Genomic DNA, 26911 nt, shown 5'->3' on the forward strand with positions numbered 1-26911 from the left:
TTGGCTCAGAGGAACTTGGCGATCACGCCCGCCGTGTCGATCATGCGGTTCGAGAAGCCCCATTCATTGTCGTACCAGCTCAGCACGCGGACCAGCTTGCCGTCGATCACCGCGGTTTCGAGGCTGTCGATCGTCGAGCTATGCGCATCATGGTTGAAATCGATCGAGACCAGCGGCTCGTCGGTGAAGCCGAGCACGCCCTTCAGCTCACCCTCGGCGGCTTCCTTCAGCAGCTTGTTGACTTCTTCGGCGGTCGTGTCGCGGCTGGGCGTGAAGGTCAGGTCAACGACCGAGACATTGGGGGTCGGGACGCGGATCGACGAGCCGTCGAGCTTGCCCTTGAGTTCGGGCAGGACGAGGCCGACGGCAACCGCCGCACCGGTCGAGGTCGGGATCATCGACATCGCGGCGGCGCGGGCGCGGCGCGGGTCCGAGTGGATCTGGTCAAGGATCTTCTGGTCGTTGGTATAGGCGTGGATCGTGGTCATCAGGCCGCGCTCGATACCGATCTTTTCGTGCAGCACCTTGGCCATCGGCGCGAGGCAGTTGGTGGTGCACGACGCGTTCGACACGATCACATGCTCGGCGCCGATCTTGTCGTGGTTCACGCCATAGACGACGGTCAGGTCGACTTCCTTGGCGGGGGCCGAAATCAGCACGCGCTTGGCGCCGGCGTCGAGATGCGCCTGACCGCCCTTGCGGTCGGTGAAAAAGCCCGTGCATTCGAGCGCGATGTCGATGCCGTTGGCGGCGTGGGGCAGCTTGGCGGGATCGCGCTCGGCGGTTACCTGAATGCGCTTGCCGTTGACGATCAGGTCGTTGCCGTCGACTTCGACGGTACCGTTGAACGGGCCATGGACCGAATCGCGCTGGAACAGGCGGGCGTTCGCCTTGGCGTCGGCCAGATCGTTGATCGACACGAGTTCGAGATCATGGTCGGTCCGCTCCAAAATGGCGCGCGCGACATTGCGGCCGATGCGTCCGAAACCGTTGATTGCAACCTTCACTGGCATGTCGAATTTCCTTTCTGCGGAGGGGCCAGCCGGTCCTTAATTGCCGAGCTTTGCCAGAATCTGGGGGGTGATCGCGTCGACGGTCAGGCCGAAATGCGCGTAAAGATCGTCGATCGGCGCCGACGCGCCGAAGCTGTCGATGCCAAACCGAAGGCCATGGCGCCCCGTATACCGCTCCCACCCAAAGGTTGTGCCTGCTTCGATCGAAACGATCAGCGCGTCGTCGGGAAGGATATCGGCCTGATAGGCGGCGGTCTGTTCGTCGAATAATTCGGTCGAGACCATCGAGACGACATCGGCGCCCTGACCCGCGGCTTCGAGCTTGTCGGCGATATCGAGGGCCAGCGACACTTCGGAGCCCGTCGCCACCAGCACGACCTTGCGTCCGGCGGAAGCGGCGCGGAGGCGGTAACCGCCCTTGGCGCAAAGATTTTCTGTGACGTCATGACGCAGCGGCGCGAGATTCTGGCGGGTCAGCGCGAGCAGCGACGGACGGTCGCCTTGCGCCAGCGCCAAGGCCCAGCATTCGGCGGTCTCGACCGCATCGGCGGGACGCATGACGAGCAGGTTCGGCATCGCCCGCAGCGACTGGAGATGCTCGATCGGCTGGTGCGTCGGGCCGTCCTCGCCGAGCCCGATGCTGTCGTGCGTCATCACATAAATGACGCGCTGCTTCTGGAGCGCCGAGAGACGGATCGCGGCGCGGCAATAATCAGCGAAAACGAGGAAAGTGCCGCCATAGGGGACGACGCCGCCGTGCAGCGCCATGCCGTTCATCGCCGCGGCCATGCCGAACTCGCGGATGCCATAATAGATATAGCGCCCCGAATAATCGGTCTTGGTCAACGGCTTGGTCGACGATGTTTTGGTATTGTTCGAACCGGTGAGGTCGGCGCTGCCGCCGACGAGCGCGGCAATATCGGCGGTCAGCGCGGTCAGCGTATTTTCCGAAGCCTTGCGCGTCGCGACCTTCGGCGGTTCGGCGACCAGCCCGGCCAGATAGGCCTTGAAGGCATCGCCCGGAACGACGTTGCCGCTCAGCCGTTCAGAAAATTCACTTTTCTTCTCGCTGCCTGCAAGGCGATCATTCCATTCGGCATGAAGTTTCTTACCCTTCTCGCCGAACGCTGCCCACGCGACGGCGATGTCGGCCGGGATGACGAAGGGTTCGGCAGTCCAGCCGATATTCTCGCGCGTCGCGGTAATTTCGTCGGCACCGAGCGGCGAACCATGAGTCGCCGACGTCCCCTGCTTGTTCGGGGCGCCGAATCCGATCAGCGTGCGGCATGCGATCAACGACGGGCGGCCGTCGGCGATCGCCGCATCGATCGCGCGGCGGATATCCGCCGGATCATGCCCGTCGCAGCTCTCGACATGCCAGCCGGTCGCGGTGTAGCGGGCCTTGACGTCCTCGCTCGTCGACAGGTCGGTCGATCCATCGATCGTGATCTTGTTATCGTCCCACAGCACGACGAGGCGACCGAGCCCCAGATGCCCGGCAAGGCCGATGGCTTCGTGGTTGATGCCCTCCATCAGGCAGCCGTCGCCGGCGATCACCCAGGTGCGATGGTCGACCAGATCGTCGCCGTAAAGCGCGTTGAGATGGCGTTCGGCGATCGCCATGCCGACCGCGGTCGCGAGCCCCTGCCCCAGCGGTCCGGTCGTCGTCTCGATGCCTTCGAGCTCGAAATTCTCCGGATGCCCGGCGCACGGGCTGTGGATTTGGCGGAAATTGCGGATGTCGTCGATCGTCGGGCGCGCATAGCCGGCGAGATGCAGCGTCGCATAGGCGAGCATCGACCCGTGACCCGCGGAGAGGACGAATCGGTCGCGATCGGCCCATTTGGGATCGGCCGGATCGAACTTCAGATAATCCGAATAAAGCACCGTCGCGACGTCGGCCATGCCCATCGGCATCCCCGGATGGCCGCTGTTTGCGGCCTGTACGGCGTCCATCGCAAGCGCGCGGATGGCGTTGGCGAGTTGGCGGTCGGGTAGTGTCATTTTTCCCCCGGGGATGGATTATGGGATGGCCGGATTCGGTGGGGACAGCCCTTTGCGGGGGTGGGGGCAGGAGTCAACCGCCAGCGGCACAAAATCGCGGCTATTTCGGCGCCGAGAGGCGATTGCGCGCCCGAAGTCACGCTGCTACCCCTTGGGCATGGAACTCGATCTCGACGAATCCAGCCTGGCCATTGGCCGGATCGAACGCGCGCTCAGCCGTCTCGAAAAGGCTCTCACCGAACAGGCGAACCGCCCTCCCGCCCCGTTGCTCGCGGCTGCAAGCGACCAGAGCGGCCTGAAAGCGGAGGTTGCCGCGGTGATCGGCGAACTCGACCGGCTGATCGCGGAGGCGAAACATGGCTGACGTCAAACTGACCGTCGCCGGTCGCCCTTACGACGTCCATTGCGCCGACGGGCAGGAGTCGCAGCTCTTGCAACTCGCGGCGCTCGTCGATGAAAAAGCCCGTGAAATTCAGGGCGGGACCGAAGTTCGCCAATTGCTTTTCGCGGCGCTGATGCTCGCCGACGAAACGCAGGAAGCGCGCGCGAAGGTCGAAAAGACCGAACCGCAATCCGATTCGCTCCGCGCCGCCGTCGCGCTCGCCGAGAGCCGCGAAGCCACGGCACGCGACGAGCTGCGCGATGCGCTGGCGCGCGAACAGGCGGCGCTGAAGGAACTCGAAAGCCTGCGGCAGGCGGCATCGGCCGCCCCGGCGCCCGCAGCAGCGAGCCCGGCTCACGATCGCGCGCTGGCCCAGATCGCCGACCGGATCGAAGCGCTGGCGGTCAAGGTCGAGCAGATCCCCTGACACCCCGCGCAGTGCAAACCCCTTGAGGCTCAGCCCCCGGACCCCTACATAGAGGACGGCGGGCACTGCCCGGCACGAGCCGCTGCGAATATCCCTGAGGCGATACATCATCCAAGGGGGCTGTCCCTGCCCGGACCCTGGTCCGACGTATATGGTCCCCACCTGACGTTACTGGCGTCAGAGGATTTTCCGGCAAACGACCACGGCGGTCCCGCCAACCGCTAACAGGGTTCAGACCCACTATTTACAGGTCCGAGGTTTGAAGCGATTTTGTTCAGGGCGAGGAAGCAAGGCGAAGGCATATAATAATATTCCAAGACTTGCTGACGCGGCCATGGACAAAATCGGTCAAATCCCGAAGGGACGTCGAAATGGCTTCGATCTTGGGCCGGGTGGCCTTGCGGGTAGCGATGCTACCCGCGGCGGCCACCCGGCCCCAATATCTTTGCCATTTCGACGCCTCGGGCCGGTAAATAGTGGGCCTGAACCCTACGTCCAGAGGAGGCGTTGACCGACTTGTCCGCCGACCTGCCCCTTCGAAAGCAGCAATTGCGCGAAAAACTGCGCTTCCGGCGCCGCCATTTCGCGGCAAACCTTGACGGCATCGCGCAGCTCGCGGCTTTCCGCGCGCTCCCTGCTCCGCTCGCCGGTCTCCTCGCCGATCACGCGGTCGTCGGCGCTTATGCCGCATGGGGTGACGAGCCCGATGTGATACCGATGTTCGCGCCGATCGGCGAAGCCGGCGCGCTTGCCCTGCCCCACCACGCCGCGCGCATCGAAACGATGGACTTTCGGCGCTGGAAGCCGGGCGAGACGCTGACGAAGGGGCCTTGGGGCACCCGGCAGCCGGTTGACGACGCCCCTTCGGCGCTTCCCGACATCATCTTTTGCCCGCTGGTCGGATTCGACCGGCACGGCGGGCGAATCGGTCAGGGGGGCGGCCATTACGACCGCTATTTTGCGGCCCATCCGACCGCCTTGCGGATCGGTGTTGCCTGGTCGGTGCAGGAAGTCGATGGCGTGCCGCGCGAACCGACCGACATCGCTCTCGACGCGGTGCTGACCGAACAAGAATTTATCGTCTGTGGAGACCGTTTGTGAATCAGGATCGCCAGAACCCCGTCGGGGACCAGCATCAACCGACCTGGCGCAAGCCTGCGGGCATATTCCTGATCCTGCTGCTGATCGCCGTATGGGCGGCGATCATCGTCAGCCTGTCGCCGTGGGTCGGTACCTGGCCGGTGCTGGTTCAGGCGGTTTTTTATCTGGTGACGGGCGTGATCTGGATCATGCCGCTGAAGCCCCTGCTCCGCTGGATGGAGTTGGGGCGGTGGCGCGGCTGAAGCGCCGCGCCATCCCGTAACATTCCGATAGTGGGAAGTCCCAAGCTGCGGTGGCCATCCCCTTCCGAAAATGAAGGAAATGGCGCGAGTGACGGGGCTCGAACCCGCGACCTCCGGCGTGACAGGCCGGCACTCTAACCAACTGAGCTACACCCGCGTGTGCTTGGGAGAGGCGCCAATATGCGCCGCGCTCCACCCTGTCAACCGTCGCTTTCACCGTTCGTGCGATTTAATCGGTCGCGCACATCGTCGGTGGTGGTGAGCGTGCCATGCTCGAACAGGAAACCCGCGAGATCAGGCGTCCCGGTCGAATGCAGGATCGTTTGCAGGATGAGCAGGAGCGGCACCGCGAGCAGCGCGCCCGGCGTCCCCCACACCCATCCCCAGAAGCTCAGCGACACGAGAATCAGGAGAGGATTCACCGTGAGCCGCTTGCCGAGCACCAGCGGCGTCACCAGATTCGCCTCGACCAGATGCACCCCGACGAAGATCAGCGCGGGCAGCAGCGCCAGCCCCACCGCATCGAAGGTCATCAGACCGCCGAGCGCGAGCAGCACCGCAGCGACGATCGGTCCCAGATAGGGCACGAAATTGCAGATGGTGACGATCCCGCCCCACATGAACGGCGACGGCATGCCGAGCGCCCATAACAGGAGGGAAACGATCAGCCCTAGGATTGCGTTGATCATCGTGATCGTCGCCAGATAGTCCGCCGTCGCATCGACGACATTCTGGATCACGCGCGCGGTCTGCATGGCCCCGTCGAAGCTGCCGCGCCGGCGAATCGTCCCGCGCCGCAGCCGCGTCCAGCCGGCGAGAAAGAAGAAGATCACCAGCACCGCGAAAAAGAGCTGGATCGCCGCCGACGGCGCCGAGGTGATGAAATAATCGACCACCGATGTCGGCGCGGTCGCCGCAACGGCTTGCGCGGTCGCCTCGGTCCCCGTCGCGACCGAGGTCAGCGTGCGGTCGACGAATTTCTGCAGCGTCGAATAGAAATCGATCAAAGGCGCAAGGTTGCTCTGGATGCGCGGGATCGATTCGGGCAGCCGCGCGAACCAGCCCGTCGCGGGTACGACGATGATCGCCAGCGCCGCATTGACGATCATCAGGAAGGCCGAGAGCGACAGGAAAGATGCCAGCGCCGACGGCACGCCGCGACGCTCGAGCCATTCAAGGAGCGGCACCAGCGCGATCGCGATGACGATCGCGGCGGTCAGCGGCAGGAAGAATTCAGCGCCCGCCTGTAAGGCGAACGGCAGCCCGAGACAGAATCCCGCACCCAATATCAGCGCCAGCGCCGCGAGCAGGCGGTCGCGGCGGAAATCGTCGATCTCGATCTGATGCAGGGGATTGGCGCGCGGCTGGCGTGCCTCCTTCCTCCCCCTGTCCTCGGCCACGCCCCGTCACTCCCTTTTTGTTCCGTTCGCCCGTCTTACGCGAGCTTGATCCCGCACGCCAGCGGCTCGCTGCCGCGACCCGATGCGGCATCTTCTGTCCTCATCTGGGCCAGAACCCTGATTCCTACCTGCAATTTAACCAGAAATTACCCTTTCATCGTCATGACAGGCTCCGGACCAGCCATTTGGAGTCAATATTGTCATGATGAAAGCGCCTGTGGGGGGCGCGCAGCATCGGCTTCGCATAACCTCCTGTTCAGCCATCGCCCTGCTCGCTGCGCTTGCGCTGCCGATGCATGCGCACGCCGCCGGCACCCGGGCCGGTTCGACGATCAGCAATACCGCCAGCGCCAGCTTCGACAATGGCGGCGGGACACAGACGATCGATTCGAACAAGGTCGACCTGCTCGTCGACGAACTGCTCGACGTCACTGTCGATTCGAACAACCCGGCCGACGTCCCGACGACCCCGGGCGCGACCAACCAGGTCCTGACCTTTTCGGTGACCAACAACGGCAATGGCGAGGAAGCCTTCGTGCTCAGCACGATCGCGAACGGCGGCGGCGACCAGTATAATCCGACCGTCACCCAGATCTATCTCGACAACGGCGACGGCGTTTTCGACGCCGGCACCGACACACTCTACACGCCGGGCAGCAACAATCCGGTGCTCGATCCCGACGAAAGCATCACGGTTTTCGTGATCGCGACGACCCCGTCGATGGTCAGCGACGGCGATCGCGGCATCGTCAGCCTCGTCGCCGCAGCGCAGACCGGCACCGGTAATCCGGGGACGAGCTTTGCCGGCAAGGGCGAAGGCGGCGGCGACGCCGTCGTCGGCTCGACGCGCGCCGACGGCCAGGACAATGGCGCCTTCCGCGTCTCGGCGGCCACGGTGACCCTCGTCAAATCGGCGGTCGTCGTCGATCCCTTCGGCGGCGCCGAACCCGTTCCGGGCGCGACGATCACCTATACGATCACCGCGACGACGGCGGGCAGCGGCTCGCTGAACGGCCTCACCATCTCGGACAATGTGCCGGCCAATACGAGCTATGTCGCAGGGTCGATCAGGCTCGGCACCACCGCGCTGTCCGACGCGGCCGACAGCGATGCGGGCAGTTACGACGGCACCAAGGTCGCCGTCGCGCTGGGCACCGTCGCGGGCGGCCAGACCCGCACTGTTACTTTCAAAGCCATAATCGATTGATGGAGATGCGCATGCGTACCACCTTCCTTTTTCTGCTCGCCGCGCTGCTGCCGGGTCAGGCGCTGGCCGCCAACCAGGTCGCGCTCGACAACAGCGTTTTCATCGAACGGGTGACGACCGACGCCGCCGGCAAGCAGCGCGTGCTGCTCGAGGAACCGAAAGTCGTGGTTCCGGGCGACCGGCTCGTCTTCGTGCTCAACTATCGCAATGCAGGCGCGCAGGCGGCCGACAAGTTCGTCATCACCAACCCGCTGCCCTCGGCGGTGCGTTTCGCCGATGCGGGCGACACGCATCCGCTCGTCTCGGTCGATGGCGGCCGCGGGTGGGGACAACTCGACGAACTCACGATTCAACAGGCCGATGGCAGCCGCCGCGCGGCGCAGCCCGCCGATGTCACGCACATCCGCTGGGCCTTCCAGAAACCCATCCCCGCCGGCGCGAGCGGCAAGCTCATGTTTCGGGGAGTTGTCAAATAAACATATGAAATAAACCGCTTAATGATTGCCAGCGGTGGGGAACAGGCGATCAACCAAAGCCTAGGAGCTCAGCTATGACCAGCAAGCTGACTTATATGGGCACCATCGGTCTGGCGGCGTTCTCATGCGTCGCTGCCGCCCCGGCATTCGCCGCGGCGGGGACAACCGCGGGTACCCAGATCACCAATACCGCCACCGTCAATTATCAGGTCGGCGGCGTCGCACAGGGTGCGCAGAACGCCTCGAACACGATCACGGTCGACCGCAGGGTCGAACTGCTGGTTGAAGAGGATGGGACGACGACCACCGAAGTGGCGCCGGGCCAGTCCGACGCGATCACGACCTTTCGCCTGACCAACAAGACCAACGAAGTGCTCGATTTCGCGCTCGCGGTATCGCAAATCACCGGCGGCACGGCGGCGCACGGCGGGACGGACTCGTTCAACGTCAGCAACGTGCGCATTTATCGCGATAATCCGACGACCGGTACGGTCGGAAGCTGGGACGCGGGCGACGCACTCGTCACCTATGCCGACGAGGTCGGGATCGACGCGTCGATCCGGTTGTTCGTGCTCGCCGACATTCCGGCCGGGCTTGCCACGAACGCGGTGGCGGGGATCCGCCTGACCGCGACGGCCAACGAAGGCGGCACGGTGGGTTCGCAGGGTGCGCTCGTCACCCAGACCGCCGGCGCCAACACAGCCGGCAAGGATACGGTGTTCGCCGACGCAGCGGGCGTTTCCGATGCCGCGCGGGACGGTTCGCACAGCGACGACGACGATTATACGGTCAAAACGGCGACGCTGACGGTCACCAAGACCAGCCGCGTCGTTTCGGACCCCGTCAACCTGACGAGCAATCCGAAACTGATCCCCGGCGCAGTCGTCGAATATTGCATCGCGGTCGCGAATGCGGCCGGCGGCGCGGCAGCTTCGCCGGTCAACATTACCGACAGCGTGCCGACGCTGCTCACCTTCGTTCCCGGTTCGATCAAGCTGGGCGGTACCGTCACCGGTGCCACGTGCGACTTCAACGGGACGGCGGGAGGCAGCTATGCCGCGCCGGTCGTCTCGGGGTCGCTCGCGACGGTCGCAGCGGGGCAGACGCTGACGCTCGTCTTCCAGGCCACGGTCAACTGATCGGAAACGGACGGAGCAGCGGATAACCCCGGATCGATCCGGGGACCGCTGCTCCCTTCGGGGCTGCAATGGCGCTCTCCACCAAATATTTAGGCCTCGTGACCGCCCTGGTCGCGGCAGCGTTGCTGCCTGCGACCGGCGCGGGCGCGCAGGTCATTTCCAACACCGCGTCCGCGTCGTGGAGCGGCGGTGCGAGCGAGGTATTGTCGAATCGCGTCGACCTGACGGTCCGCCAGCGCCCGCCCGAGCCGCCGCGGATCACCACCTATCGCCTCGGTGAGACCGGTACGAAATCGGCGCCGCTGGCTCCCACGCAATGCGAGAGCATCGCGGGCACGAAGCGGATCGATCTTGCCGGCGCCTATGCCGGGATCGCAACCAGCCCCGCCGCGCTGCAAAGCAGCGACAGCTTCCGCGCCGGCGAAATCGTCGTCGTCGGCGTCGTCCTTGCGTCGGCAAATCGCGACCCGCAGCAGCGCGACGCCCTGCCCGTCACCTTGGCGCTCGAAAACGGCGACCGCGAGCAGATCACGCTGACCGAAACGGCGGCGAACAGCGGCGAATTTGTCGGTATCATCAACACGATCGGGGTTCCGCCCGCGATCGTCGCGGGCGATTGCCGCCTGTCGGTGACGCCCGGCTCGCCGGTCAAGCTGCAGGTCACCGACCGCGCCGACGCCAGCCTTGTCGCGCTCGCCACGCTCGACTTCCTTGTCGATCCTTTCGGTATCGTGTTCGACAGCGGCGACGGCGCGCCGGTGCCGGGCAGCCGCGTCACGATAGTCGACGCCTCGACCGGCCGACCCGCGCAGGTGTTCGGCGACGACGGCGTGTCGATCTATCCGTCCAGCGTGATCACCGGCCAGAGCGTCCGCGATTCAGGCGGCACGATCTATGATTTTCCGCCCGGCGACTATCGCTTCCCCTTCGTCGCGCCGGGCACCTACCGCCTCGTCGTCGAACCGCCGGCGCCTTACACCGCGCCCTCGAAATCGAGCCCCGCCGACCTCGCGGGGTTGCGCCGCCCCGACGACGGTCTGCCGTTCGTGATCAACGGCGCGAGCTATGGCTCGCCCTTCACGCTCGACAGCCCTGCACCGGTACGGGTCGACATTCCCGTCGACCAGCCGGGCCTGCCGCTGGTGCTGCGCAAGACGACCTCGACGCAGGTCGCGGTACCCGGCGACGTCATTCAGTATCGCATCGAGGTCGCAAACCGCGACACCCGCCGGCGTACCGGTGCTGTGACGGTCAGCGACGTGCTGCCCGCCGGGATGCGCCTGCGTGCCGATACGGTGCGCGTCGATGGCGTGCTGGTTACCGCCGATGTCGCCGCGGACGGCCGCGAATTTTCGGTCACCCTGCCCGGCATTGCTGCGGGGCGTTCGGCGCTGCTCACCTATCTTGCGGAGGTCGTCGTTTCGGCCCAGCCGGGCAATGCCCTCAACCGCGCCACCGCCACCGACAACCGCGGAACACAGAGCAATATCGCCGAGGCGACGATATCGATCAAACGCGACCAGCTCGGCGACCGGATGACGATCATCGGCCGCATCACCGACGGCGGCTGCGGCGTCAATCCCGGCAAGGCGAACGGAATCCCGGGCGTCCGTGTCATGTTGCAGGACGGCAGCTACGCCGTCACCGACGAAGGCGGCCGCTATCATTTCGAGGGCGTGCGTCCGGGCCTGCATGTCGTGCAGATCGATCCGTCGACGCTGCCGCTCGACCGCGAGGCGATCGACTGCGCGCGTTCGACGCAGAGCGCGGGCAGCCCGATCTCGCGCTTCGTCGAAGGCCGCGGCGGCGCGCTGAAACGCGCCGATTTCCGGGCCATCGCCAGCGCCCCGCGCGCAGCGCCCAAGACCGCTGCCACCGTCGCGCCGACGGTGCTCAGCGATCAGGACGCCGCCGGCGCGAACCGCGACTGGCTGGCGGGCGAGACGCCGGGCACCGGCTGGGTCTTCCCCGGCACCGATCATAACCCGCGCGCCAAGTCGGTGCGCGCCGTGGTCAAGCATCTGCCGGGCCAGACCGTCACCTTGCGCGTCAACGGCAAGCCGGTCAGCGATCTCAGCTATGAAGGCGAACGCAAGTCGGCCGACGGCAGCGTCATCGTCAGCATGTGGCGCGGCATCGAAATCGGCGACGGCGAGAATCGCCTTTCCGCCGAGGTAAAGGACGCCGCCGGCGCCACGGTCGAGACGCTCGAACGCAGCGTCCATTATTCGATCACCCCGATGCGCGCGACGCTGATCCGTGAACGCTCTGTGCTGATCGCCGACGGCGTGACGCGGCCCGTCATCGCGGTGCGCCTGACCGATCGCGACGGCAAGCCCGTGCGCAGCGGGCTGACCGGCGATTTCAGCGTCCCGGCGCCCTATTATCCGGCGGTCGAGGCCGATGCCCAGCAGGCGCGCCAATTGTCGGGGCTCGAACGCGCGCGGCCGGTGTGGAAGATCGATGGCGACGACGGCGTCGCGTACATCGAACTCGAACCCACGACCGCCTCGGGCACGCTGGCGATGGACTTCACCTTTCGCGACGACAAGATCGAGCGCAAGCAGACCGTCGAAACCTGGCTCGATCCCGGCGATCGGCCATGGACCGTCGTCGGCTTCGCCGCGGGCACGCTCGGCTACAACACGCTCGACGACCGGATGGAGCCCGTCGCCGAAACGCTCGACGATCTCAACGCCGACGCCCGCCTCGCGCTCTATGCCAAGGGCCGGGTGCGCGGCAAATGGCTGATGACGCTGGCTTATGACAGCGACAAGGATCAGGACGACACGCGCTTCGGCGGCGTCATCGACCCGCGCGCCTATTACACCATCTACGCCGACCGCAACGAGACGCGGTACGATGCAGCGTCGGTGCGCAAGCTCTATCTCCGGCTCGAGCGCCCGCAATTCTACGCGATGTTCGGCGATATCGAGACCGGCATTTCGGAGCCCCAACTCGCCCGCTACCAGCGCGCACTGAACGGCGGCAAGGCGGAATATCGCGGCCGCAATCTCGCTGCGACCGCCTTCGTCGCCGACACCCCCTATCGCTTCCGCCGCGACGAGATTCAGGGCAACGGCCTGACCGGGCCGTACCAGCTCGGCGCCAGGGACATATTGCCGAACAGCGAACGGATTGTCATCGAAACGCGCGACCGGCTGCATAGCGAACGGATCGTCGAAACGATCACGCTGACCCGGCATGTCGATTACGATATCGACTATCTGGCGGGGACGCTCCGCTTCCGCGAACCGGTGCTCAGCCGCTCGTCGGGGCTCGATCCCCAGTTCATTGTCGCCGAATATGAAGTCGATGGCGTCGGCCAGCGCGTGCTCAACGCGGGCGGCCGCGTCAGCCTGTCGTCGCACGACGAGAAGCTGCGCGTCGGCGCAACGCTGATCCACGACGAGGATGGCAACGCCAAGACGAATCTCGGCGGCGTCGACGCCCGTTATCGCCCCGGCATCGATACCGAAATCCGCGCCGAAATGGCGATCAGCGATGCCAAGGCGCAGAATGGCAGCCCCGCCGCTACCGCGGGAAGCGCGAAGGCGTGGCTGGTCGAGGCCGAGCACCACAGCAGCAAGATGGACGTCCTTGCCTATGTCCGCGAGCGCGAGACGGGTTTCGGCGCCGGGCAGCTCAATCGCGGCGAGGACGGCACGCGCAAATTCGGCGTCGACGCCCGGCTGCGGGCGACCAAGACCTTGTCGGTTACGGGCAGTGCCTGGCAGGAAGATTATCTCGACGTCGGCTCGCGCCGCCGCGCCGCGCGTGTCCTCGCCGAATACGACAATGGTACCACGGTGGCGCGCGCCGGCCTGACCCATGCCGACGATCGCCTGTCGGATGGCGCGCGCAACACGTCGAACCTTGTCCAGCTCGGCGCCACCCAGCGCCTAATGGGCAAGCGGCTCGAACTCGACGCACAGACCGACTTCGCACTGGGCGGCAAGGACGCGAGCGTGGATTTCCCGACCCGTCACCGCCTCGGCGCGCGCTTCGCGATCAACCGCGACGTCAATCTCGTCGGCAGCTATGAAATCGCTGATGGCGACAGCATCGAGGCGCGCACCGCACGGCTGGGCTTCGACCTTGCGCCATGGGCCGGTGCACGTCTGCTCGCCACCGCCAACCAACAGGATATTGGCGAATATGGCCCGCGCAGCTTCGCCGCCTATGGCCTGTCGCAGTCGCTGAAGCTCGGCGAGCGCTGGTCGGTCGATCTGTCGGTCGACGGCAACCGGACGCTCGGCGGCATTCGCGCCAGGGATGTGCTCAATGTCGATCATCCCGTCGCATCGGGCGGCTTTCTTGGCGGCAATGGAACGCTGACCGAGGATTTCCTTGCGATCAGCACCGGCGCCACCTGGCGCGCCGACCGCTGGACGCTGACGGGCCGCGCCGAATATCGCGACGGGGAGCTTGCCGATCGTTACGGCCTGACCCTCGGCGGTCTCCGCCAGCTCGGCGAAGGCCGGGCGCTCGGCGCGCTCTTCACCTATGCCAAGGCGAGCGGCAGCGGCACGACGCCGACGACCGAGGTCATCAATTTCGAGATGAGCTGGGCGCATCGCCCCGCCGAATCGCGCGTATCGTGGCTCAACAAGAGCGAGTTCCGTTCGGACAAGGTGCGGGGTGCCGTCGCCGGACAGCCCGGCCCGATCGGCGGCGGCGCGCTGACGATCGACGGCGACGCGACGAGCCGCCGCCTGCTCAACAGCCTGTCGCTGAACTGGACGCCGCTCGGCGACCGCGGGATCGGCAGCGGCGACGGCTGGTATGAACGCGCCGAATTCGGCTTTTTCTGGGGCACGCGCTATAATTTCGACAGGTTCGGCGAGGACGACGACGCGGACAGTGTTGGGGGCTGGTCGAACCTGCTCGGCGCCGACTTCCGCTTCAATCTGGGCGAACATGTCGATGTCGGCGCGTCGGGCACCGTGCGGGTCGGCACCGACGCCGACACGGCGAGCTGGGCCGGCGGGCCGACGGTGACGCTGGCGCCGATGAAGAACGCCAATGTGACGCTCGGCTATAATTTCGCGGGCTTCCACGACCGCGATTTCGAGGACAGCCGCTATTCGCGGTCGGGGGCCTATGTGACCTTCAAGCTGAAGTTAGACCAGACGAGCTTTCAGGGGTTGGGGTTGTAAGCTGCTCTGTCATTGCGAGCGTAGCGAAGCAATCTCCAGCTAACGGCCCGTAAGTCCGCCTGCTGGAGATTGCTTCGTCGCTACGCTCCTCGCAATGACGATGATTTTCAATCCGCGAACAGCAGGACCGGCGTTTCGATCAGCTTCTTGAGCGCCTGCACATAGCTCGCGGCATCCCAGCCATCGACGACGCGGTGGTCGCAGCTGATCGACAGGTTCATCAGCTTCGCACGGCGAATCTCGTCGCCGTCGAAGACCGGGCGCTCGACGATCTTGTTCGGGCCGATGATCGCGACTTCGGGGCGGTTGATCACCGGCGTCGTCGCAATGCCGCCGAGCGGGCCGAGCGAGGTCACGGTCAACGTGCCACCGGTCAGTTCCTCGACCTTCGCCTTGCCGTTGCGCGCAGCCTCGGCGAGGCGCGTGATTTCGCTCGCAAGTTGCCAGACATTCTTGTCCTGCGCATCGCGAATCACCGGGACCATCAGGCCCGCGTCGGTCTGCGTGGCCATGCCGAGATGCACCGCGCCGTAACGCGTCACTACGCCGCCCTCGTCGTCGTAGCACGCGTTGATCATCGGGAACTCAGGGATCGTGCGGCAGATCGCGACGATCAGGAAGGGCAGCATCGTCAGCTTCGGACGGCCGCCGCGATTGGCATTGAGGTCGGCGCGCATGTCTTCGAGCGCGGTAACGTCCATTTCCTCGACATAGGTGAAGTGCGGGATCGCGCGCTTCGATGCCGCCATATTCTCGGCGATCTTGCGGCGCATGCCGATGACCTTGATCGGTTCGTCGGCGCGGGCGCGGCTGGCGCCCGGCGCATGATAGCCCTGCCCGCCGCTGTAGCGCAGGAAGGCGTCGAGATCGGCGTGACGGATGCGGTCTCCCTCGGCGTGAACCTGTCCGAGATCGACACCGAGATCCCTGGCGCGCGCGCGAACCGCGGGCGAGGCCAGCACGGCCTTGGCATGTGCAGCAGCGGGCGCAGGTGCCGGCGCGGGAGCGGGCGCCGGCGCTGTCGCAACGGGAACCGGGGCCGGAGCGGGTTCGACGACTTCCGCCACCGAAATCTCTTCAGCACCGGGTGTCTCGGCTTCGATCGCTTCCTCGACCGGCGTATCGGCCGGCGGCGCCTCAACGTCGCCGTCGCCGTCGGTTTCGATCACCGCGAGGGTCGAACCGATCGCGATCAGGTCACCGACCTCGCCCGCCAGTTCGACGACGATCCCCGAAACGGGCGATTCCATTTCGACGGTCGCCTTGTCGGTCATCATGTCGGCAAGCTGCGCGTCTTCCTCGACACGCTCGCCGATCTTGACGTGCCAGGCGACGATTTCGGCCTCGGCGATGCCTTCGCCGATGTCGGGCAGACGGAATGAATAGCGAGCCATGGCGTCAGTCCTTCAAGATATTGGTCAGCGCAGTCGCGATGCGCACCGGGCCGGGGAAATAGGCCCATTCGAGGCTATGCGGATAAGGCGTGTCGAAACCGGTCACGCGTTCGACCGGCGCCTCGAGATGATAGAAGCAACGCTCCTGCACCAGCGCCGCGAGTTCGGCGCCGAAGCCCGAGGTGCGCGTGGCTTCGTGGATGATCAGGCAGCGGCCGGTCTTTTTCACCGAGGTTTCGATCGCTTCGATGTCGAGCGGCAGCAGCGTGCGCAGGTCGATGATTTCGGCATCGACGCCCATTTCCTCGACGATCGTCTTGGTCACATGGACCATCGTGCCATAGGCGAGGATCGTCAGTGCCTCGCCGGCGCGTACCGTCGCCGCCTTGCCGAGTTCGATGCGGTAATAATCCTCGGGAACCGCACTCGCTTCATGCTTCGACCAGGGCTCGACCGGGCGGTCGTAATAGCCGCTGAACGGGCCGTTGTAGATGCGCTTGGGTTCGAGGAACACGACCGGGTCGTTATCCTCGATCGCCGCGATCAGCAGGCCCTTGGCATCATAGGGGTTCGACGGGATCACCGTCTTGACGCCGCAGATGTGGGTCATGATGCTTTCGGGCGACTGGCTGTGCGTCTGGCCGCCAAAAATGCCGCCGCCGAACGGCGTGCGCACGGTCATCGGACAGATGAAGTCGCCCGCCGAGCGATAGCGCAGCCGCGCCGCTTCGCTGACGAGCTGGTCGAGACCGGGATAGATATAGTCAGCGAACTGGATTTCGGGGACCGGGCGCAGGCCATAGGCCCCCATGCCGACCGCGACGCCGATGATGCCGCATTCGTTGATCGGCGTGTCGAACACCCGCGTCTTGCCGTGCTTTTTCTGCAGGCCCGCGGTGGCGCGGAAAACGCCGCCGAAAAAGCCGACGTCCTCGCCCATCACGACCATCTTGTCGTCACGCCCGAGCATGACGTCCATGGCGCTGTTGATCGCCTCGATCATGTTCATCGTCTTGGTGGCGGTGCCCGCCACGGTATCGGTTTCGGCGCTCATCATTCGGGCTTCCAGTTGGGGCCGAACTTGGCCTCTTGCTCTGCCAGCATCTGCTTGCTCTGTTCCTTGAGGTGCCAGGGCATCTCTTCGAACACGTCCTGGAACATGGTTTCGAACGGCTGGTGCATGCCGTGACCCAAAATCCCGAGCTTTTCCGACTGTTTCTGGGTCGTCTTGACCAGATCGTCGAGTTCCTTGCGCAGCGCTTCCTGACGTTCGCCGTCCCATTCGCCGAGCGTCTCGAGATGCTGGGCGAGGCGCGCGATCGGGTCACCGAACGGCCAGGCGGTCGCTTCGTCGGCGGCGCGATAGGCGCTCGGGTCATCCGAGGTGCTATGGCCTTCGGCGCGGTAGGTGAAATGCTCGATCAGCGTCGGGCCGTTGTTCGTCCGCGCCCGGTCGGCCGCCCATTGCGTCGCGGCATAGACCGCAAGCGGATCATTGCCGTCGACGCGCAGCCCGGCGATGCCGTAACCGACCGCACGCGCCGCGAACGTCGTGCGTTCGCCGCCGGCAAAACCCGAAAAGCTGGAAATCGCCCACTGGTTGTTGACGACGTTGAAGATGACCGGCGCATTATAGACAGTCGCAAAGGTCAGCGCCGAGTGGAAGTCGCCCTCGGCCGACGAGCCTTCGCCGCACCAGACGGTCGCGATCCGGCTGTCGCCTTTCGACGCCGAAGCCATCGCCCAGCCCACCGCCTGCGGATATTGCGTCGCGAGATTGCCCGAGATGCTGAAAAAGCCATGCTCGGGCGCCGAATACATGATCGGCAACTGGCGGCCGAGCAGATGATCGCCGCGGTTCGAATAGATCTGGTTCATCATCTGGATCAGCGGATAATCACGCACGATCAGGATGCCCTGCTGGCGATAGCTCGGGAAACACATGTCGGACCGGTCGATCGCCATCGTCGAAGCGACCGAGGTCGCCTCCTCGCCCGTCGATTTCATGTAGAAGCTGGTCTTGCCCTGCCGTTGGGCGCGGAACATCCGATCGTCGAACGCGCGGACGAGCATCATATAGCGCAGCATCGCGCGCAGGCGGTCGGGTGTCAGCTTCGGATCCCACGGGCCCTTCGCCTGTCCGTCGAAATCGAGCACCCGGACGAGGCCGTAGCAAAGGTCGCGCATCGCGTCGGGCTTGGTCGCTTCGCCGGGACGCGGCGTCGCGTCGACCGCAGGGATTGCGATATCGCCGAAATCGGGCGTGTCGCCGGGACGATAGCGCGGTTCCGGAATATGGAGCGACAGCGGCGGCAGGTTGCTCGCCGGGCGCCCCAAATTCGCCTTGGGAAGCGTCTCGGTCATCTCTTCATCCCTTCGCGGAGCGAATCATTGCTCCGTTTATTAATATTTCAACGTGACGACATATTATTACCGACACGAAGGCATTGCAATGCCCGCCTCACACGGCGACGGGCGCGGAAATATGCGCTTGCGGCGCATAGGATTCGACGGCGAAATCCTCGAATTTATAGTCGAAAATGCTGTCCGGCCGGCGCAGGATGCGCAGCTTCGGGGCGCCATCGGGTACGCGCGACAGCTGTTGCTCCACCAGCTCCTGATGGTTGAGGTACAGATGGACGTCGCCGCCGGTCCAGACGAGCTCGTGCGCAGTGAGATCGCATTGCTGCGCGATCATCCGCGTCAGCAACGCCGCCTCGAACACGTTGAAGGCGAAGCCGAGGCCGAGGTCGCACGAACGCTGGAAGAGCAGGCACGACAGCCCGCCGTCGCTACGCACGTGGAATTGATAGGTCATGTGGCAGGGCGGCAGCGCCATCCGATCCAGATCGGCGACATTCCAACCCGTAAAGATATGGCGCCGCGAGCCCGGATTGCTCCGCAGCCCGTCGACCAGTGCCGCAATCTGGTTGTGTCCCTGCGCCGCGCGGCGGAAAAGCCCCTCGCCCGCCGCCTCGTAGCGCGGCCAGTTGACCCACTGGTGGCCATAGACCGGGCCGAGGTCGCCCCATTGCGTCGCAAAGGCTTCGTCGGCGATCACCCGCGCCTCGAAATCCTCGGCGCTGATCGCTTCGCCAGTTTCGCGGCGATATTTTTCCAGCGGCCAGTCGGTCCAGATCCGCACCCCCTGCGCAACCAGCGGCCGGATATTGGTGTCGCCGGTCAGGAACCACAGCAGTTCGCGGAGCGCGGTCTTCCAATAGACGCGCTTGGTCGTCAGCAGCGGAATCGCGTCATCGCGCAGTGAGAATCGCATTGTCTCGCCGAACAGCGATCGCGTACCGACGCCAGTACGATCGACGCGTTCGTCGCCCTCCACCCAGATGCGGCGCATCAGGTCGAGATATTGCAGCTCATAATGGATGGAATCAGGCAAGAGTCGCTCCCGGGTCTGGAAGCTCTTTGCTAGGCTTCGCGCGGGTGAGCGACAAGGGCGCGGCGAACGCCATCGCTTCCATATATCCGATATGGCGCGGCCCGCGGTTGGACTTTGCCGCGCGGCATGCATGGTCACGGAAATGACCCTTCATGAGCCCGTCGGCCAACGGCTCGATCCGCTGGCGCCGCCCGGATTTGTCGCGCGCCAATCCGAGGACGGTATCGCGTGCGAGCTGCTGCGCCCGCATTTCCCGCCCGACCGCGAAACGCTCCTGCTGGCCGGATTCGACGGTTACGAGCGGCTGGTGCGGCTGGAACAGGCAGAAGGCGACCGCAGCGGCCGCTGCATCATCTATCCGCAGAGCTGGCGCAGCTTGCTGTGCAGCGGCGTCGTCCGCGTCCTGATGGCGCACAACCACCCCTCGGGCATCGCCCGGCCGAGCGATGCCGACCGCCGCTGCACGCAGGAAGCGGCGCTTTTCCTGCGCACGCTGGACGTCGAGCTGGTCGATCATCTGATTTTCGTCGAGAGCGGTCATTTCAGCTTCCGCCGTGCAGAATTACTGTAGAAACGGCAATCGCGCCGAATGTGCCGATTGACGCTTGAAGTTCGCAGATTGCGCGTCTAGAGGACCGCCCTGCCTTCGCGGCGACCCCGGTCGGCGCGCAGATCGGTCGGGGAGTAGCTCAGCCTGGTAGAGCACTGTCTTCGGGAGGCAGGGGCCGGAGGTTCGAATCCTCTCTCCCCGACCAATTTCTTCTCTAATTGAAGATTTTACGCTGCTTCGTCTTGTAACGCGGCGCATTACACCCTAAATAAGTTGCACGCCGCTATGGTTTTCCCCCTTTCCATCGCGGTGAGTGCCCCGTCCCTGTGACGCGGGTGCGTCCTCCCTGGACCCTGGCCACCCCGTACTTCGGTATGGGGTGGTTTTTTATTCGGCAGCGAGCGGCGGAACTTCGGCTGCCGGCGACACCAGAGCCGCGCGCTTCACAAGTTCCGCAAACCATTCCGAAATCGGCGCCAGCCGCGCCGGATCGGGCGACCGGTCCGGCGTCAGATAGAGGCTGCGGTCGATTTCGATCTGCACCGCGTGGATCCCCCGTTCGGGCCGCCCGTGCGTCCGGACGATGTGCCCGCCCGCATAGGGCTGGTTGCGCGTCACCGGAACCTCCAGCCGCGTCGCCGCTTCGACGATCAGCTCGACGAGCGACGCTCCCGCGGTAGCGCCGAAGCGGTCGCCGATCACGATACGTGCGCCATGCCCCGGCTGCCCGGCCGGAATTGGCGGCATGCTGTGAAGATCGATCAAGATCGCATAGCCGAAACGATCGTACGCCGCCGCCAGCTCTTCGGCGAGCGCCGCCTGATAGGGGCGATGGAAGGATTCGAGACGCCAGTGAAGCCCGGCGCGGTCGATCGGCCGTTTCCACAAGGGGCCACAATCGGCGAGCCGCGTCGGCACAACCCCCAGCCCGGCGCGCTCCTTGCGGCCCGGTGCGGAAAACTGCGCGCGAAGCGGAATCGCAACCTCGCCCGGCGCCATCTGGTTTTCACCGCGATTGCAATCGGCGACGGCGCGGGCCCACAATGCCTGCACGACGGTCGCGCCGGCCGTGCAGGCACCCGAAGCGATCAGGTCGCACCAGCCATCCTCGAGCCGTTCGAGTTCGGGGCGCCCGACTCGTGCTGCGGCCAGAATTTCGGGTGGATAGATTCGTCCGGCGTGGGGAATGGACACGATAACCGGTCCGTTTGCCGCGGGTCGATTGACAGCGATGGCGGCCGGCGGGATGGTGCGGTGCGGCATTTGGCGAAGGTGGCAAAAAAGGTTCGCGAAATCCAGCACGCACCGGAATTTGTTAAATCTCTCGCGCTATGACACGACTTCAGATTGGAGCGGCAGGCAATAGCCGGCGCCGCCGAGGGACCGGGGACAGACGTTCGACATGATTCGCATTTTGCTGGCCGAAGACGACGATGTGATGCGCGAGTATCTGGCGCGGGCGCTGACCAGCGCCGGTTACCATGTCACCGCGGTCGACCGCGGCACCGAAGCCGTCCCCTATATCGATTCGGGTACCTTCGACCTGCTGCTGTCCGATATCGTCATGCCCGAAATGGACGGGATCGAACTCGCCCAGCATACGGCCAAGGTCGCGCCGCAGACACAGGTCATGTTTATCACGGGCTTCGCCGCGGTATCGCTGCGCGCCGAAGAAAATGTGCCGCAGGCGAAATTGCTGTCGAAGCCTTTCCACCTCAAGGATCTGGTGCGCGAGGTCGACAATCTGTTCGGCCGGGCCGACCGGTCGAGCCAACAATAATAAGGTCGCGGCAAGCGAAGGGCTTGCCAAGCGATGCAGGGGATATTAGGGGGCGCGTCACCCCAAGGGATGGGCGTGTAGCTCAGTGGTAGAGCACTGTGTTGACATCGCAGGGGTCGCAAGTTCAATCCTTGCCACGCCCACCATTAAAAACGCCGCCACCCGTCAGGGTTGGCGGCGTTTTTGCGTTCAGGCCATTCCCTTTGCCAGATCGCCGCGCGAGGCGTCGCCGATCTGGCTGCCTCCGTCGCAATCGAGGATCGTACCGGTGATATAGCCAGCCGCCGGCGAGCAGAGAAACACTGCCGATTCGGCGACCTCTCCGATTTCGCCCCAACGCTTCATCGCGATCCGGTCGTAATGCGCCTGCCGCGAGGCGGCATCGGGTGCGAGCCGCGCCATACCCTCGGTTCCCTCGATCGGTCCCGGCGAAATGCCGTTGACGCGCACTTCGGGACCCCATTCGAGGGCGAGGACGCGGATGAGCTGGTTGATCCCGGCCTTTGCGGCGCAGGCATGTGCTTGGAGCGCCGAGGCGTTGACCGCCTGCCCCGCCGTGATCGCGATCAGCGACGCCCCCGGCCGATTGAGCAGGTCGTGACAGCCGCGGAAGACATTGAAGGTGCCGTTGAGATCGATGTCGACCACCGTGCGAAACGCATTCGCCGACATGCCGAGTACGGGCGCGAGGAAATTGCCCGCCGCGCCCGATATGACGATATCCATCGGCCCGAGCTTGTCCGCGACGGTTTCCATCACGCCGCGAATCGCCGCATAATCCCGAACGTCGCCCGACAGGCCGATCGCGTCATGGCCGATCTCCGCCGCTGCGCGCTGCGCCTTTTCCGGATCACGGCCCGCTACGGCGACTTTGGCACCCAGTTCGGCAAAACGCTTCGCGATGCCGAGGTTGATACCGCTGGTGCCGCCGGCCACGAAGGCCGTCTTGCCCGCCAGCAAGTCGTCGCGAAACGTACTCATAATCCTTCTCCCCGATGTGGTGATCCGCCGGCGCCGCGCGTGCGGGGTTGACGGAAATGAATCAGTCGCCTTTTGAAACCCGACAAGACAGCAAGGATGAAACGATGGCAAGCGGCCCCACTTCGAACAGCTTCATTTCGCAGCGGCTGAAGCTCCACTATGCCGACTGGGGCAATCAGGACGCGCCGCCGCTCTTGCTCGTCCACGGCGGGCGCGACCATTGCCGCAGCTGGGACTGGGTCGCCGAGCGATTGGCCGACCGCTATCATATCATCGCGCCCGACCTTCGCGGCCATGGCGACAGCGCCTGGTCGCCCGACGGCAATTACGAGATGGGCGCCTTCGTCTATGACCTCGCGCAATTGATCCATCAGCTCGATCTCGCGCCGGTGACAATCGTCGCCCATTCGATGGGCGGCAATATCGCGACGCGCTATACCGGCCTCTATCCCGGCAATGTGAAGAAGCTGGTGTCGATCGAAGGCCTCGGCCCCTCGCCCGCAGTACAGGAAGAGCGGGCAAAGACGTCGTTCGACGAACGCATGCGGCAATGGATCGCCGACAAGAGGCATGCGGCGGGGCGCTCGCCGAAGCGTTACGCAACGCTCGACGACGCGCTGGCCCGCATGGCGGCGGAGAACAGCTATTTGACGCCCGAACAGGCGCGCCACCTGACCATCCACGGCATCAACCGCAACGAGGACGGAAGCTGGAGCTGGAAGTTCGACAATTATCTGAACATCTGGACGATCTTCGACATGCCGCAGGACGATCTGCACCGGCTGTGGGCGAATATCACCTGCCCGACATTGCTGCTGTACGGCGCCGATAGCTGGGCATCGAACCCCGAGAAGGACGGGCGGATCGAGCATTTCAGCACCGCGAAAGTGATCGAGTTCGAAAATGCCGGACACTGGCTCCACCACGACCAGTTCGACCGGTTCATGTCCACGCTAGACGAATTCCTCTAAACCCCGTCCGTTGCGCGTGACGGGCACGCGCGTCGAGGCGGCGTCGATGGCCTATACGGGGCAGATTTCAGCACGGCAGCGAATCGCGGCAGGAAGCGGCGCCTTGCTGGCGGTCGCCGCGGTCGGCTTCGGGCTCGTGACCGGGCTGGACCTCCATGTCGTTCGCAAGCTGAGCGAAGCGATTACGGCGATCGCAATCCCAGCACCGAAACCGTCCCCCGAAACGGTCGTGCCTCCGGAAAAGCCGAGCGAAAAGGCAAGCGGTAAAGCCGCGCCGGCCAATCGCCACGCCAAAGCGGCAGCGATAGTCGCGCCGAAACCCAAAATCCCGCCACTGGTGCCGCCGCCCGTGGCGGCCGCCTCGCATCCTGGCACCGGCAGCGATGCGTCGGCGGGAGCGGCGCCGATCCCCGGCCCCGGTTCGGGCGCCGGCGGGACCGGTGACGGGACGGGGACCGGCGGCGCGGGCAAAGGTACCGGCTCGGGCGGCACGCGCCCGGTCTGGCGCAGCGGCCGGATCGACGACGACGATTATCCGGCCGCAGCGAGCCGGGCGAAGATCGGCGGCGAAGTCGAGACTCTCTTCACCATCCTGCCCACCGGACGCGTTACCGGGTGCCGCGTGACGCGGTCGAGCGGCGACGCCTCGCTCGACGCCACGACCTGCCGCCTGATCGAAAAGCGCTTCCGCTTCAGACCGGCAACCAACGCGAGCGGCGAACCCATCGCCAGCCAATATGGCTGGCGGCAAAGCTGGTGGCTCGAGCGCAGACGCTGACGCGAAGCATCGATTTGCGACAAGTTGCGACTTTATCGAGAACGATTCTCAATTTCATTGACTTTGCAACAGACTCGCAATAGCGGGCACCCGTCAATAACAAGGGGGTTCACCGTGAAGCAGTCCACATCCGCCACTTTCCTCGCACTGTCGTGCGTCGGCAGCCTCGTCAGCGCCCCCGCCATGGCCGCGAATGTCGACGAGGCACAGGATGCGCCGGGTACCCGCAGCGACATCGTCGTGAGCGGCACGCTGGCGACCGAAGTCGAATCACCGAAAGCGACGGCGCCGATCGTCGACACGCCGCAGACGATCACGGTGGTTTCGCAGGAACAGCTCCGCCAGCAGAATCTGCTGACACTGCGCGACGCGCTGTCGACGATCCCCGGCATCACCTTTGGCGCCGGCGAAGGCGGCGGCGGCTATGGCGACTCGATCAACCTGCGCGGCTATTCGGCGAACAACGACCTCACCATCGACGGCGTCCGCGACAGCGCGCAGTACAGCCGCACCGACCCCTTCAACCTGCAGCAGATCGAAGTCTACAACGGCGCCAATTCGGTGTTCAACGGTTCGGGCAGCGTCGGCGGCACGATCAACCTCGTCAGCAAGATCCCCTTCGCCCGCGATGCGACGACCGTGCAGGGCGCGATCGGCACCGACAATTATTACCGTGGTGCGATCGACAGCAACTGGCGGCTCAACGAGCTGATCGCGGTCCGCCTCAACGCGATGTATCACGAGAACGACGTGCCCGGCCGCGACGTCGAAAACTTCAAGCGCTGGGGCGTCGCGCCGTCGTTCACCATCGGCGTCGACAGCGACACCAGCCTGACGCTCGCCTATATTCACCAGGACGATAACAACACCCCGATCTATGGCGTCCCCTTCTTCCTCAGCGGCGTGAACAACGGCCCGCTGCCCGGCGTCGATGACAGCGACTATTTCGGCATCGTCAATCTCGACGAGCAAAAGACCAAGGTCGATCGCCTGACCGCGACCTTCCGCCACGCGTTCAGCGACAATGTCTCGATCCGCAACCTGACGCGCTGGCAGCGCGTCCACCAGCTAAGCCAGACCAGCGCGCCGCAGGGCGTCTTCTGCCTCGCGAACGGCCTTCAGCCGATTGGTACCGGCCCCGACTCAACCGTCGGTGCGCCCTGCCCCGCCGGTCAGGATGCCCCCGGCTTCTATTACCCGGCGGGCCCGCGCGGCCTCGTGCGCGACCAGGTCAACGACCTGCTCCACAACCAGACCGACCTGACGATCCTCAGCGGCGCCAAGGGCGGTTTCTTCAACACGCTGGTCATCGGCGCCTCCTACTCGCAGGAGGACTATTCGATCGAAAATGCGCAACTGCTCCGCAATCCGGGCGGCGCGACGCCGAACCCGGCGCAGCCGCCGATCAGCCTGTCGAACCCGAACACCGCCTGGAACGGTCCGGTCAATTACGTCCGCACCGGCAACAGCTATGGCGACACGCGCAACTGGGCGATCTATGCCTTCGACACACTCGAAATCTCGCCGATGTTCGAGATCAACGCCGGCGTGCGCTATGAAAATGCGCGCACCGTCTTCCGCGCCGATACGGTGACGACGCCAGCGACCGGCGCGGTCTATACCCGCGGTGCCGACCAGATCAGCGACGAGAATCTCTTCTCCTATCGCATCGGCGCGGTGTTCCACCCGATCGAGAACGTCAGCCTCTATGCCGCCTATGGCAATGCCAGGACGCCGACCTCTGCAACGGTTCGCGCGGGCTGCGGCCTGCCGACCGCGCCCGGCGCTGCCGATCCCTGCGCAACCGCGCCCGAAAAGGCCCGCAACATCGAATTCGGCGCGAAGGCTGAACTCGCCGACAAGAAGCTGCTGCTCACCGCCGCACTGTTCCGCAACGAACGCACCAATTTCCGTGTCCCCTCGAACGATCCGGCTCAGCCCGCCTCGCTGCAGGTGCTCGACGGCCGTTCGCGCGTCGACGGGGTAGCGCTTGGCCTGACCGGCAACATCACGCCCGAATGGGCGGTGTTCGCCAATTACACCTACCTCGACAGCAAGGTGAAGCAGAGCGTGTCGGACTTCTGCCTTGAAAGCGGATGCGTCGATCCGCAGGCGGGCGACCGCCTGATCCAGACGCCGAAGCATTCGGGCAGCCTGTTCACGACCTACGCCTTCCCGTTCGGGCTACAGATCGGCTACGGCCTCAGCTATCAGGGCAAGTTCGCGACCAATCAGCGCAATGCGCTGCAGCGGACGCAGTTCATGGTCGACGACTATCTGATCCACCGGCTCTTTGCGTCGTACGACTTCAAGAACGGCCTCGTGGCGCAGGTCAACGTCAGCAACGTGACGAACGAGGATTATTACACCGGCGTCCGCAACAATGCGAATGCGACGACGGGGATCATCACCGGCGGCTGGGCAACCCCCGGCGACTCGCGTTCGGCGGTGTTCAGCCTCTTCTATAACTTCTGATCGAAAGGGCGGGCGCGGCGCATTGCCGTTCCCGC

General features: G+C 65.0%; 22 protein-coding genes and 3 tRNA genes. 15 read left to right on the forward strand and 10 right to left on the reverse strand.

Translation table 11 applies throughout. From position 1 onward, the window contains the following. Nucleotides 1-5: 5 nt before the first annotated feature. Both gap and tkt read right to left on the reverse strand, forming a co-directional pair. Entirely contained in the window at nucleotides 6-1013 is a 1008-nt protein-coding gene (gene gap, locus AN936_RS09300; protein ID WP_054587908.1) for a type I glyceraldehyde-3-phosphate dehydrogenase, read from the reverse strand. Between the two features lie 36 nt (nucleotides 1014-1049). Further along, complete coding sequence (tkt, locus tag AN936_RS09305; protein WP_054587909.1) at nucleotides 1050-3017, reverse strand: transketolase; 1968 nt, start codon at nucleotides 3015-3017, stop codon at nucleotides 1050-1052. 157 nt (nucleotides 3018-3174) lie between these two features. On the opposite strand from tkt, the gene AN936_RS09310 reads away from it, so the two are divergent. The 4 genes from AN936_RS09310 to AN936_RS09325 all read left to right on the forward strand — a co-directional run bounded on the left by AN936_RS09310 (nucleotide 3175) and on the right by AN936_RS09325 (nucleotide 5169). Beyond that, a complete protein-coding gene (locus AN936_RS09310; RefSeq protein ID WP_054587910.1) occupies nucleotides 3175-3381 on the forward strand; it encodes a hypothetical protein in 207 nt (68 codons plus the stop codon). Continuing rightward, on the forward strand, nucleotides 3374-3826 hold the full coding sequence (locus AN936_RS09315) for a cell division protein ZapA (RefSeq protein ID WP_054587911.1): 453 nt from the start codon (nucleotides 3374-3376) through the stop codon (nucleotides 3824-3826). Before AN936_RS09310 ends, AN936_RS09315 begins: the two co-directional genes overlap by 8 nt. Before the next feature lie 507 nt (nucleotides 3827-4333). Continuing rightward, the gene (locus AN936_RS09320) at nucleotides 4334-4927 is read left to right on the forward strand and encodes a 5-formyltetrahydrofolate cyclo-ligase (protein WP_054587912.1); all 594 of its coding nucleotides are present in this window, start codon (nucleotides 4334-4336) and stop codon (nucleotides 4925-4927) included. Continuing rightward, entirely contained in the window at nucleotides 4924-5169 is a 246-nt protein-coding gene (locus tag AN936_RS09325) for a DUF2842 domain-containing protein (RefSeq protein WP_054587913.1), read from the forward strand. Before AN936_RS09320 ends, AN936_RS09325 begins: the two co-directional genes overlap by 4 nt. 80 nt (nucleotides 5170-5249) lie before the next feature. Here AN936_RS09325 and AN936_RS09330 read toward each other — a convergent pair. Further along, a tRNA-Asp gene (locus AN936_RS09330) sits at nucleotides 5250-5326 on the reverse strand. Between the two features lie 43 nt (nucleotides 5327-5369). Then, nucleotides 5370-6569 (reverse strand): AI-2E family transporter, encoded by a 1200-nt coding sequence (locus AN936_RS09335; RefSeq protein ID WP_173585647.1) that lies wholly within the window; start codon nucleotides 6567-6569, stop codon nucleotides 5370-5372. Nucleotides 6570-6861: 292 nt separating this feature from the next. Between AN936_RS09335 and AN936_RS09340 the strand changes: the two genes are divergently transcribed. The 4 genes from AN936_RS09340 to AN936_RS09355 all read left to right on the forward strand — a co-directional run bounded on the left by AN936_RS09340 (nucleotide 6862) and on the right by AN936_RS09355 (nucleotide 14550). Continuing rightward, nucleotides 6862-7776, forward strand: coding sequence for a hypothetical protein (locus AN936_RS09340; protein WP_234715785.1), 915 nt, complete (start codon nucleotides 6862-6864; stop codon nucleotides 7774-7776). Between the two features lie 11 nt (nucleotides 7777-7787). Further along, complete coding sequence (locus tag AN936_RS09345) at nucleotides 7788-8252, forward strand: hypothetical protein (protein ID WP_234715786.1); 465 nt, start codon at nucleotides 7788-7790, stop codon at nucleotides 8250-8252. A gap of 74 nt (nucleotides 8253-8326) precedes the next feature. Beyond that, on the forward strand, nucleotides 8327-9391 hold the full coding sequence (locus tag AN936_RS09350; protein WP_054587916.1) for a DUF11 domain-containing protein: 1065 nt from the start codon (nucleotides 8327-8329) through the stop codon (nucleotides 9389-9391). Nucleotides 9392-9489: 98 nt separating this feature from the next. Next, the gene (locus AN936_RS09355; protein WP_234715787.1) at nucleotides 9490-14550 is read left to right on the forward strand and encodes a hypothetical protein; all 5061 of its coding nucleotides are present in this window, start codon (nucleotides 9490-9492) and stop codon (nucleotides 14548-14550) included. A gap of 107 nt (nucleotides 14551-14657) precedes the next feature. On the opposite strand, the gene AN936_RS09360 is transcribed toward AN936_RS09355, so the two are convergent. From AN936_RS09360 to thyA, 4 genes are all read right to left on the reverse strand, one after another. Then, a complete protein-coding gene (locus AN936_RS09360) occupies nucleotides 14658-15944 on the reverse strand; it encodes a dihydrolipoamide acetyltransferase family protein (RefSeq protein WP_054587918.1) in 1287 nt (428 codons plus the stop codon). Nucleotides 15945-15948: 4 nt separating this feature from the next. Beyond that, nucleotides 15949-16953: an alpha-ketoacid dehydrogenase subunit beta gene (locus AN936_RS09365; protein WP_054590197.1), complete on the reverse strand. Its 1005-nt coding sequence runs from the start codon at nucleotides 16951-16953 to the stop codon at nucleotides 15949-15951. 44 nt (nucleotides 16954-16997) lie between these two features. Continuing rightward, a complete protein-coding gene (locus AN936_RS09370; RefSeq protein WP_054587919.1) occupies nucleotides 16998-18308 on the reverse strand; it encodes a 3-methyl-2-oxobutanoate dehydrogenase (2-methylpropanoyl-transferring) subunit alpha in 1311 nt (436 codons plus the stop codon). Between the two features lie 97 nt (nucleotides 18309-18405). Beyond that, a complete protein-coding gene (gene thyA / locus AN936_RS09375) occupies nucleotides 18406-19341 on the reverse strand; it encodes a thymidylate synthase (RefSeq protein WP_234715788.1) in 936 nt (311 codons plus the stop codon). Between the two features lie 142 nt (nucleotides 19342-19483). Between thyA and AN936_RS09380 the strand changes: the two genes are divergently transcribed. Beyond that, complete coding sequence (locus AN936_RS09380) at nucleotides 19484-19912, forward strand: JAB domain-containing protein (RefSeq protein ID WP_054590199.1); 429 nt, start codon at nucleotides 19484-19486, stop codon at nucleotides 19910-19912. Nucleotides 19913-20019: 107 nt separating this feature from the next. Next, nucleotides 20020-20096 (forward strand) — tRNA-Pro (locus AN936_RS09385). A 182-nt stretch (nucleotides 20097-20278) separates the two neighbouring features. Here AN936_RS09385 and AN936_RS09390 read toward each other — a convergent pair. Further along, entirely contained in the window at nucleotides 20279-21085 is an 807-nt protein-coding gene (locus AN936_RS09390) for an N-formylglutamate amidohydrolase (RefSeq protein ID WP_054590200.1), read from the reverse strand. Between the two features lie 208 nt (nucleotides 21086-21293). Here AN936_RS09390 and cpdR point away from each other — a divergent pair, with 208 nt between their 5' ends. Together cpdR and AN936_RS09400 are read left to right on the forward strand one after the other, a co-directional pair. Then, nucleotides 21294-21671, forward strand: a complete 378-nt coding sequence (gene cpdR, locus AN936_RS09395; protein ID WP_054587920.1) for a cell cycle two-component system response regulator CpdR — start codon at nucleotides 21294-21296, stop codon at nucleotides 21669-21671. 71 nt (nucleotides 21672-21742) lie between these two features. Beyond that, nucleotides 21743-21817 (forward strand) — tRNA-Val (locus AN936_RS09400). A gap of 43 nt (nucleotides 21818-21860) precedes the next feature. Here AN936_RS09400 and AN936_RS09405 read toward each other — a convergent pair. Further along, complete coding sequence (locus tag AN936_RS09405) at nucleotides 21861-22652, reverse strand: SDR family oxidoreductase (RefSeq protein ID WP_084758263.1); 792 nt, start codon at nucleotides 22650-22652, stop codon at nucleotides 21861-21863. A 104-nt stretch (nucleotides 22653-22756) separates the two neighbouring features. On the opposite strand from AN936_RS09405, the gene AN936_RS09410 reads away from it, so the two are divergent. From AN936_RS09410 to AN936_RS09420, 3 genes are all read left to right on the forward strand, one after another. Continuing rightward, nucleotides 22757-23623 (forward strand): alpha/beta fold hydrolase, encoded by an 867-nt coding sequence (locus tag AN936_RS09410; RefSeq protein WP_054587921.1) that lies wholly within the window; start codon nucleotides 22757-22759, stop codon nucleotides 23621-23623. Nucleotides 23624-23639: 16 nt separating this feature from the next. Beyond that, a complete protein-coding gene (locus tag AN936_RS09415) occupies nucleotides 23640-24401 on the forward strand; it encodes an energy transducer TonB (protein ID WP_234715789.1) in 762 nt (253 codons plus the stop codon). Nucleotides 24402-24584: 183 nt separating this feature from the next. After that, a complete protein-coding gene (locus AN936_RS09420; RefSeq protein ID WP_084758264.1) occupies nucleotides 24585-26876 on the forward strand; it encodes a TonB-dependent receptor in 2292 nt (763 codons plus the stop codon). Nucleotides 26877-26911: the final 35 nt, after the last annotated feature.

Source organism: Sphingopyxis macrogoltabida, assembly GCF_001307295.1.
In the GTDB taxonomy this organism is placed as follows: Bacteria; Pseudomonadota; Alphaproteobacteria; order Sphingomonadales; family Sphingomonadaceae; genus Sphingopyxis; species Sphingopyxis macrogoltabida_B.

Excerpts from the sequence above, each read along its gene's own strand:
- gap (WP_054587908.1), bottom strand. The coding sequence starts at position 1,013 with ATGCCAGTGAAGGTTGCAATCAACGGTTTCGGACGCATCGGCCGCAAT.
- tkt (WP_054587909.1), bottom strand. The coding sequence starts at position 3,017 with ATGACACTACCCGACCGCCAACTCGCCAACGCCATCCGCGCGCTTGCG.
- AN936_RS09310 (WP_054587910.1), top strand. The coding sequence starts at position 3,175 with ATGGAACTCGATCTCGACGAATCCAGCCTGGCCATTGGCCGGATCGAA.
- AN936_RS09315 (WP_054587911.1), top strand. The coding sequence starts at position 3,374 with ATGGCTGACGTCAAACTGACCGTCGCCGGTCGCCCTTACGACGTCCAT.
- AN936_RS09340 (WP_234715785.1), top strand. The coding sequence starts at position 6,862 with ATGCATGCGCACGCCGCCGGCACCCGGGCCGGTTCGACGATCAGCAAT.
- AN936_RS09345 (WP_234715786.1), top strand. The coding sequence starts at position 7,788 with ATGCGTACCACCTTCCTTTTTCTGCTCGCCGCGCTGCTGCCGGGTCAG.
- AN936_RS09350 (WP_054587916.1), top strand. The coding sequence starts at position 8,327 with ATGACCAGCAAGCTGACTTATATGGGCACCATCGGTCTGGCGGCGTTC.
- AN936_RS09360 (WP_054587918.1), bottom strand. The coding sequence starts at position 15,944 with ATGGCTCGCTATTCATTCCGTCTGCCCGACATCGGCGAAGGCATCGCC.
- AN936_RS09365 (WP_054590197.1), bottom strand. The coding sequence starts at position 16,953 with ATGAACATGATCGAGGCGATCAACAGCGCCATGGACGTCATGCTCGGG.
- AN936_RS09370 (WP_054587919.1), bottom strand. The coding sequence starts at position 18,308 with ATGACCGAGACGCTTCCCAAGGCGAATTTGGGGCGCCCGGCGAGCAAC.
- AN936_RS09380 (WP_054590199.1), top strand. The coding sequence starts at position 19,484 with ATGACCCTTCATGAGCCCGTCGGCCAACGGCTCGATCCGCTGGCGCCG.
- cpdR (WP_054587920.1), top strand. The coding sequence starts at position 21,294 with ATGATTCGCATTTTGCTGGCCGAAGACGACGATGTGATGCGCGAGTAT.
- AN936_RS09405 (WP_084758263.1), bottom strand. The coding sequence starts at position 22,652 with ATGAGTACGTTTCGCGACGACTTGCTGGCGGGCAAGACGGCCTTCGTG.
- AN936_RS09410 (WP_054587921.1), top strand. The coding sequence starts at position 22,757 with ATGGCAAGCGGCCCCACTTCGAACAGCTTCATTTCGCAGCGGCTGAAG.
- AN936_RS09420 (WP_084758264.1), top strand. The coding sequence starts at position 24,585 with ATGGCCGCGAATGTCGACGAGGCACAGGATGCGCCGGGTACCCGCAGC.